General features: G+C 72.2%; 4 protein-coding genes. 2 read left to right on the forward strand and 2 right to left on the reverse strand.

What is annotated here, in order from left to right; translation table 11 throughout:
• Nucleotides 1-16: 16 nt before the first annotated feature.
• Together AB0C96_RS42935 and AB0C96_RS42940 are read right to left on the reverse strand one after the other, a co-directional pair.
• Nucleotides 17-658, reverse strand: a complete 642-nt coding sequence (locus AB0C96_RS42935) for a TetR/AcrR family transcriptional regulator (protein WP_362925732.1) — start codon at nucleotides 656-658, stop codon at nucleotides 17-19.
• Nucleotides 659-760: 102 nt separating this feature from the next.
• Complete coding sequence (locus tag AB0C96_RS42940) at nucleotides 761-1,645, reverse strand: pirin family protein (protein WP_362925733.1); 885 nt, start codon at nucleotides 1,643-1,645, stop codon at nucleotides 761-763.
• 246 nt (nucleotides 1,646-1,891) lie between these two features.
• Here AB0C96_RS42940 and AB0C96_RS42945 point away from each other — a divergent pair, with 246 nt between their 5' ends.
• Complete coding sequence (locus AB0C96_RS42945; protein ID WP_362925735.1) at nucleotides 1,892-2,458, forward strand: NADPH-dependent FMN reductase; 567 nt, start codon at nucleotides 1,892-1,894, stop codon at nucleotides 2,456-2,458.
• Between the two features lie 96 nt (nucleotides 2,459-2,554).
• On the forward strand, nucleotides 2,555-3,940 hold a 1,386-nt coding region (locus AB0C96_RS42950; protein ID WP_362925736.1), incomplete at its 3' end, for an MFS transporter.

Below are 3,940 nucleotides of genomic sequence, written 5' to 3' on the forward strand. Positions count from 1 at the left end.
TGTGGCCTGGCCGCGCCTATCGGCCGTAGTGGCTGAGGAACACGTCGACGCCGCCGGTGATCAGGCGGTCGGTGAGTGCGGCGTCCGGGGCGTTGTCGTAACTGCTGTAGACCAAGTGCGGGGAGAGGACCAGGCCCGACAGTTGCAGGACCGCGAGGTCGATGTCGGGGATGTCGAGCAGACCGCGTTCGGCGAGGCGGCGCAGCGCGGCGCCGAGCGTGGCGTGGAAGCGGTCGGGACCGTGTTCCTGCCAGGCTTTGCCGAGCTGTGGGAAGCGGCGCACCTCCCCGGCTACGAGGTTGCGCAGCGCCAGGACGCGGGGGTTGGCCAGGCCTGCCACCAGGGCCCGGCACGTTGCGACGAGGTCGGCGCGGATGTCGTCCGAGGTGCCGAGGCGGTCGGCGACCGCCAGGCGGTTGGCGGCGTCGAGCGCTTCCTCCAGCGCGTGGCCGACGACGGCGGTGAAGAGGGTGTCCTTGCAGTGGAAGTGGTTATAGACCGTCACCTTCGACACGCCGGCCTCGCGGGCGATCAGGTCCATGCCCGCACCGAAGCCCTCGCGGAGGAAGACCTCCCGGGCGGTGGCGACGATGTCCCGGCGCTTGCGCTCCGCACGTTCTCCGGAAGGGGGGCGGCTGGCGACGGGCTGGGCGGGCATGGAGTCCTCTCGATGAGCGGGTGGCGGCCGGACGTTCGGGCCGGTCGCGAACTGCGCAGGGTAGTGCAGGTGCCGGGTCGGCCCGGTGTGGACTGGCTGGCCTCAGGATTCCGGCTGACCCGGCAGGGAACCCATCCGTCCTGCGACGTAGTCAGCGTACGCTTGCGCGATCTCGTCCCGGGTGTTCATCACGAACGGGCCGCTGCGTACCACCGGCTCGCCGATCGGCTCGCCGGCGAGGAAGAGAATGTCGGCTCCGCCCGGCCCGCCGATGACGTCCACGGCGTCGCCGGCGTCATCGAGTACCCCCAGATGGCCATCGTCCAGCGCGGTCCCGGCGGTGTGAGCGCTGCCGGAGAGGACGTACACCGCCGCATTGCGGCCTGCGGGTGCCGGCAGCCGGACGGTCGCTTCCGGGGCCAGCGCGGCATGGACGACCAGCACGGGCACGTGGGTGTCGAACGGGCCGGTGACACCGTGGGTGCGGCCCGCGAGCACCTTCAGCCGGGAGCCGTCCGCGAGCGGGACCACCGGGATGGCGTCGGCGCCGTGGTCCTGGGTGCGCGGCGGGACGCTCTTGAGCCGGGCCGGGAGGTTCACCCAGATCTGCAGATTGTGCTGGCGGCCGCCGGAGGCGAGGAAGGCCGCGGTGGGCATCGCGGAGTGGACGATGCCGCTGCCCGCGGTCAGCCACTGCACGGCGCCGGGCGGGACGACACCGCGGTGTCCTCGGGAGTCGGCGTATTCGATGTCTCCTTCGAGTACGTAGGCGATGGTCTCGAAGCCGCGGTGGGGGTGTGGCGGTGCGCCCTTCGCCTCGCCGGGGGCGAGATGTACCGGCCCCACCTGGTCGACCATCAGGAACGGGTCGAGGGAGGACAGGCCGGGGGTGGGGAAGGGGCGGCGCACCGGAAACCCTTCTCCCTCGAAGGTGTGGACCGGGGTGATGACGGCGGTGACCGAGCGGGTGGCTGTCGAGGTGTTCATCGCGCTCCTTCGACGGTGAGGGCCTGACAGGCGACGCCGTACGCAGAACTCGGACGACGTGCGGGTCCAGGCATGGTCAGTGGCTCTCCCGAGCATCTGAACTGAACTGTACTGTACAGTTTAGATGCGGCGCGAGGCCGACGAAGCTTCCACCGGCGAATCGTCCGGTCGACCTCGACCCGGCCCGCGCCCGACGACACCGGCTTCCGCCACCGCTCACCACCTCACCGAAGGAGCAAAGTCACCGTGTCCGAGCTGAGGATCCTTGCCATCTCCGGCAGTCTCCGCACCCAGTCGCACAACTCGGCCCTGCTGCGCGCCGCCCAGAAATTCGCCCCCGAGGGATTCGCTGTCGACATCTACGACGGTCTGCGGGAGATCCCCCCGTACGACCAGGACCACGACACCGACACCCCGCCCGCACCGGTCGCCGAGCTGCGCCGCCACATCACCGATGCGGACGGGCTGCTGATCGCGACGCCCGAGTACAACTACGGCATACCCGGCGTGCTGAAGAACGCCCTGGACTGGGCGAGCCGGCCGGGCGGCCACTCCTCCCTCGACGGCAAGCCGATCGCGCTGGCAGGCACCGCGATGAGCAACTTCGGCACGGTGCGCGCCCAGCTCGCGCTGCGCCAGATGTTCCTGTGGACCGACTCGCAGGTCGTCACCAAGCCCGAGGTTCTCGTCTTCCGCTCCCAGGACCGCTTCGACCAGGCGGGTCACCTCACCGACGAGACGACCATCGTCCTTCTCCAGGACCTCCTCAAGGCTCTCGGCCAGAAGATCCGCTCGTCGCAGGCCGCGGCCTGACCACGACAGGCACGCATGCGCTCCGGCGGGGGCGGCCCTCCCCGTGGTCGGCCGCCCCGCGTCGGAGCCCCACCCCGCGAGAGCATCGGAGACACCGTGGACCCCGATACGTCCCGCCCCAGCCTGATCGCAGGGGCACCCCATGCGGCCCGGGCCGCCGCTCCGGCGCGCACCGCGCCCGGCCGGGCGCGCCAGATCCTCGTGCCGGGCCTGCGCTTCGGCCTCCTCGCCACCGTTCAGGTGCTGGTCAACGCGGGCGTGACCGTCACCTCCACGGCCGGGCCCGCCATCGAGCGCGACCTCGCCCTCTCCCACGCCCAGCTCGTCCTCGCCGGCTCCGCATACGGCCTCGCCTTCAGCGGACTGCTGCTCCTGGGCGGCCGCCTGACCGACCTGACCGACCAGCGCCGGGCCTTCACCCTGGGCACCGTCGTGGTCGCACTCGGCTCGGCGGCAGCCGCCGCCTCCACCGGGGCAACCACGCTGATCGCCACTCGCTTCCTGGCGGGCTGCGGAGCCGCGCTGGCCGCCCCCTCCGCGATGGCACTGCTGGGCGCCATCTTCCCCGACCCGCCGCGCAGGGCGCGGGCGATCTCTCTCTGGGGCTCACTCTCCGGCATCGGCGCCTCGGTGGGCATCCTCATCAGCGGAGTGCTGGTGACGCTGCTGACCTGGCGCTGGGTCTTCGGCGCACTCGCCGCCGTGGCCGCGGCAACCGCGCTGGCAGCGCCGCGCCTGCTGCCCCGCGTCCCGCCGCCGTCGGCGGGACGCGTCGACGTCGCCGGGGCCGCGCTCGCGACCGTGGGACTGGGCGCGGCCGGCTACGGCCTTGCCATGGCCGGCACCCACGGGTGGAGCACGGTCCAGGTCTTGGTCCCGCTGGGAACAGGCATCCTCCTGCTCGCCGCCTTCGCCGTGGTCGAGAAGACGATCGCCCACCCGCTGCTGCCGCCACGGCTGCTCGCCCCGGCCTCCCGCGTCACCGCGCTGCTGACCAGCATGATCGGCCCGGCCAGCGGCGCTTCCACTGCCTTCCTGCTCTCCCTCTACTTCCAGCAGGTACGCGGCTGGTCCCCACTGGCGACCGCCACCGCCTTCGTGCCCTACAGCGTGGTCCTGTCGGTGACCGGTCTGCTTTCCGGACGCCTCACCGACCGAGTCGGCGCCCGCAGACTCATACCCGTCGGCATCCTGGCCACCTCGGCCGGGCTGGCCCTGATCAGCCGCCTCACCCCCACGGGCCCGCTGGGCGTGCCGCTCATCCTCGGCCTGCTGGTCCTGCCTGTCGGCATCGGACTGACCGTCTCCGGCGCCGTGGCAACCGCGATGGAGGGGATGCCCTCGCGCCACGCGGGACTGGCGGCCGGCGTCGTGAACACCGCCCTGCTCACCGGCGCCACCATGGGCGTGGCCGTACTGACCTCGCTCGCCGACGGCCGCACCGCCGCGCTCACCCATGCCACCCCCTCGGCAGCCGCGGTC

The sequence above is a fragment of the Streptomyces sp. NPDC048506 genome, assembly GCF_040651315.1.
In the GTDB taxonomy this organism is placed as follows: Bacteria; Actinomycetota; Actinomycetes; order Streptomycetales; family Streptomycetaceae; genus Streptomyces.